General features: G+C 42.9%; 6 protein-coding genes. 4 read left to right on the forward strand and 2 right to left on the reverse strand.

Annotated features, from left to right (window positions below; genetic code table 11):
• Positions 1-131 precede the first annotated feature (131 nt).
• Positions 132-425 carry a LytR C-terminal domain-containing protein gene (locus ACEW9J_RS26170; protein ID WP_373547996.1) on the forward strand — a complete coding sequence of 98 codons (294 nt, stop codon included), beginning with the start codon at positions 132-134 and terminating at the stop codon, positions 423-425.
• 87 nt (positions 426-512) lie between these two features.
• On the opposite strand, the gene ACEW9J_RS26175 is transcribed toward ACEW9J_RS26170, so the two are convergent.
• Both ACEW9J_RS26175 and ACEW9J_RS26180 read right to left on the reverse strand, forming a co-directional pair.
• Positions 513-833 (reverse strand): hypothetical protein, encoded by a 321-nt coding sequence (locus ACEW9J_RS26175; protein ID WP_373547997.1) that lies wholly within the window; start codon positions 831-833, stop codon positions 513-515.
• Positions 834-1004: 171 nt separating this feature from the next.
• Positions 1005-1484 carry a hypothetical protein gene (locus ACEW9J_RS26180; RefSeq protein ID WP_373547998.1) on the reverse strand — a complete coding sequence of 160 codons (480 nt, stop codon included), beginning with the start codon at positions 1482-1484 and terminating at the stop codon, positions 1005-1007.
• A gap of 294 nt (positions 1485-1778) precedes the next feature.
• Here ACEW9J_RS26180 and ACEW9J_RS26185 point away from each other — a divergent pair, with 294 nt between their 5' ends.
• From ACEW9J_RS26185 to ACEW9J_RS26195, 3 genes are all read left to right on the forward strand, one after another.
• A complete protein-coding gene (locus tag ACEW9J_RS26185; protein ID WP_373547999.1) occupies positions 1779-2051 on the forward strand; it encodes a hypothetical protein in 273 nt (90 codons plus the stop codon).
• Between the two features lie 227 nt (positions 2052-2278).
• Positions 2279-3004 carry a transposase gene (locus ACEW9J_RS26190; protein ID WP_373548000.1) on the forward strand — a complete coding sequence of 242 codons (726 nt, stop codon included), beginning with the start codon at positions 2279-2281 and terminating at the stop codon, positions 3002-3004.
• A 72-nt stretch (positions 3005-3076) separates the two neighbouring features.
• Positions 3077-3242: transposase (locus ACEW9J_RS26195; protein ID WP_373548001.1), on the forward strand; the 166-nt coding region annotated here is incomplete at its 3' end.

Below are 3242 nucleotides of genomic sequence, written 5' to 3' on the forward strand. Positions count from 1 at the left end.
AAAGCCAACTAATTGGCTAGTTTTTAATAGTAATTAGCTAAGATCCCAATCCGAGCAATGAAATACAACAAATACGTGAGGAAGTATGAAGCGATCGAAACCCATGTGGAGTATAGGATCTAAATTTCCGGATGGGTCTACAGGATACGGGTTACTATCCAGACGCGACACGGCGACTAATTGCCAAACTAAAAAAAGCTGGTTATCAGAATATTCGGTTAGATAAAGATCCTAAAATTTTAAAAGAAAATCTTGAAACCACCCAAGTTGTTGCCCAACAAGGTGAATTATTGACTAGTCAAAATGTTGTCGATAGTTTAGGTGTCGGTAAAGCCGAAATTAGTACTGCTGGCAATCTTTATTCTGATGTGACGATCCGAGTTGGTAGAGATTGGTCGGGGTTTGAGAAAAATAAGCATCAGTAAATATGTCGATGATAAGTTGACTTGGGCAGAAAACTGTTCGATTCCTTCCTATGACAGTAACTCACATCTTGCACTAGAATATGGGTACTAAATTTTCAGCGAAACTAACTCGAATGCCAGCCCCTGTGAGAGCAGAAATTCTCGCTGACGCTCGATTTCCACTAAAAGTAGACTCACAACGGTATGTGGCATTAACTGTTGAAGTGCCAGCTCAGATTCCTTTTTCCATTCAGGTGGATTAGCTGGATTTGAGGACAAATACACCCAGTGGGTCAGCACAAAACTGATAAAGCTCAGAATCAGCCAACGGTATACACCTAAAAGTGTTTGTTGACCAAAACAAGAAAGTCCAATGACCACTCCCTCTAATCCTGATAGCTTAACCTGTTGACCTTTCTTGCCTAACATCTTAATTTGTCTCCCATCAGCCAATTTCCGGTTGTTGGGAATACCGACAATCGCTTGATAACGAAGTTTTTTAACCCCAGTGAGGAATTCAACACTACTAAATCCAGTATCAGCTAATACTTGGACAAGGGAAGCGGTGGGTAAGTTTTTTAGGTAAGGTGCGTAACAATTTTAGTCCCAATTGGGCAGGGGTAGTTGTGCCGCAAGCCATCGCCAGGAGCGGAATGCCCACGGGATTCTCCACTGTCCCACGACTAAGTACATGACAACCAAATGCAGTCCTCGCTTACCGTTGAGAATATGTATCAACGTTGCAAATGCTTTGAATTTTCCCCTTTTCTCCAATGTGGTCAGGTCGATAATCACTTGCAAGTATGGTCGTTGCCCGATGGCGGTGTAATTATTCAACTGTTTCAAAATATGTTGGCGAGTCGCACGAATTACGGCTCTAGTTGGCCACCCATATTCATTGAAGAATCGGCTCAACGCCGCAGGTGATTTGATAACACTATATTCTGGCAACATCTTGCCATTTGCTGGCTCCATAAATAAAGCAAAACTGGCTTGGAGGCTGAGTCTCTGGTGGGGACTGGGCATCAGCTCTAACAACGTGTACAGTAGAGCTTGGGCGTACGGGAGAATGGTATTCACTGTTCTCATCAATGTTTTTACACGCCCTTTTTCTCATATTTTCTATCCCTTGAGAAGAAGCTCTAATGTACTAGTGCAAGATGTGAGGTAACGTCTCAATAACCGTTGGTAAATCAGGGGGGGTTGCCAAAAGAGCAAAAATCTGGTTTAACAAAGAGATGAGTATAAACAGCGATACTAGCCCAGCCGAAACAAATACCCTAGCCACAGAGGTAGAAGGTTTGCGGCGACTAGTACTGAGCGGCTTAAATAGATTTACCATTTAGACAAGAAGTAGAGGAGACTGTAAAGATAGTGCCCCGACTCAGTGCAGAGCCAATTGAACTGAACGAATTAGAACGAGCAGAACTAGAGAAGTTGCTCAAGTGCTCGAGTACGCCGCAACAAGTAGCTCTGCGAGCTAAAATAGTGCTGTGTGCAGACAAAAAAGAAAGTCATGGAAAAATTGCTAAAGAATTAGGCATCAGTAAAAAGATGAGCCGTTTGTGGCGGCAAAGATGGCGAGAACTGACAGCCAAACAAGTGCCTGCGATCGAAAGACTGCTAGGATATTCCACGTCCAGGTAGTCCAGGCAGGTTCACAATGGAACAGATTACCCAGCTATATGCTCTACTGGACGGGTCTCCCGCCCAGTAGCCTGTGAGCCACCAGAAAAATACCATCGCCCATTGAGCCACTGGAGTGCGCGAGAATTAGCCGAAGAAATGATCCAACAAGGTATTGTCGAAACTATCAGTGAAAGGCATGTAGGCAGATTACTTCAAGAAGCAGATCTTAAACCACACCAGAATGGTTGCTGGTTGCATCCCCCCCCGACAATTTTTTCCAATTTAAGGTTGAAGACATCTGCTCTGTCTATGAGTTAGCTGTTGAAAGAGCTAAACATGGGGAGTTGACTTTTAGTTTAGATGAGATGCCAGGGATTCAGGCATTGGAGCGGAAAATGCCAGATATTGCGATGAAGCCAGGACGGTGCGTCAAACATGAATTTGAGTACATTCGACATGGCACACAAACTTTAATTGCTAGTTTCAATGTTGCCACGGGCACAATCGCCCTCGCCACAGTTGAAGATACTAGCACGGAGAAAGACTTTGAAACACATGTGAGCCATCTCTTAGAGCAATTTCCGCATTCTCCCAAGTATCATCTGGTCATGGATTGCCTCAATACTCATCAATCAGAAGCATTAGTTTGTCTGGTTGCCAAGTTAGAACCTGACTCACTCGATTTGGGTTGCAAGGGTAAATCTGGTATTTTGAAATCGATGTCCAGCCGCTCTAAATTCCTGGCAGATCCTAACCATCGCTTAGTCATCCATTTCACGCCAAAACATTGTTCTTGGCTCAATCAAATTGAAATCTGGTTTAGTATTTTGATGCGGAAACTATTACGACGGGGAAACTTTATTAGTAAAAGCGATCTTAAACAACGAATTCTAGACTTTGTTGAATACTTCAACCGCACGATGGCCAAGCCTTTTAAATGGACTTACAAAGGTAAACCGTTAGCGGCTTAAATAGTAACTCTATTTAAGCCGCTCAGTACTAGTCACGAGGTTTCATTAAGTCTACAGAGTAAATTTGATGAAGTGTTTGGGCGTTGTTATATCCGTTATGGGCTGTTAAATGGTGTCCTTAATCAAATCAGAAATCATAAGATTGAACTATTACAGGTACTAGATTGCCCAGAATTCCCCTTACATAACAATGCGGCAGAAACCGATATTAGAGAATATGTCACTCGCCGAAAAATTA

This window comes from Chamaesiphon sp., from assembly GCF_041737865.1.
Taxonomy (GTDB): Bacteria; Cyanobacteriota; Cyanobacteriia; order Cyanobacteriales; family Chamaesiphonaceae; genus Chamaesiphon.

What these genes read in the sequence shown, in the direction of transcription:
- ACEW9J_RS26170 (WP_373547996.1), top strand. Translation starts at nt 132, where the DNA reads ATGGGTCTACAGGATACGGGTTACTATCCAGACGCGACACGGCGACTA.
- ACEW9J_RS26175 (WP_373547997.1), bottom strand. Translation starts at nt 833, where the DNA reads ATGTTAGGCAAGAAAGGTCAACAGGTTAAGCTATCAGGATTAGAGGGA.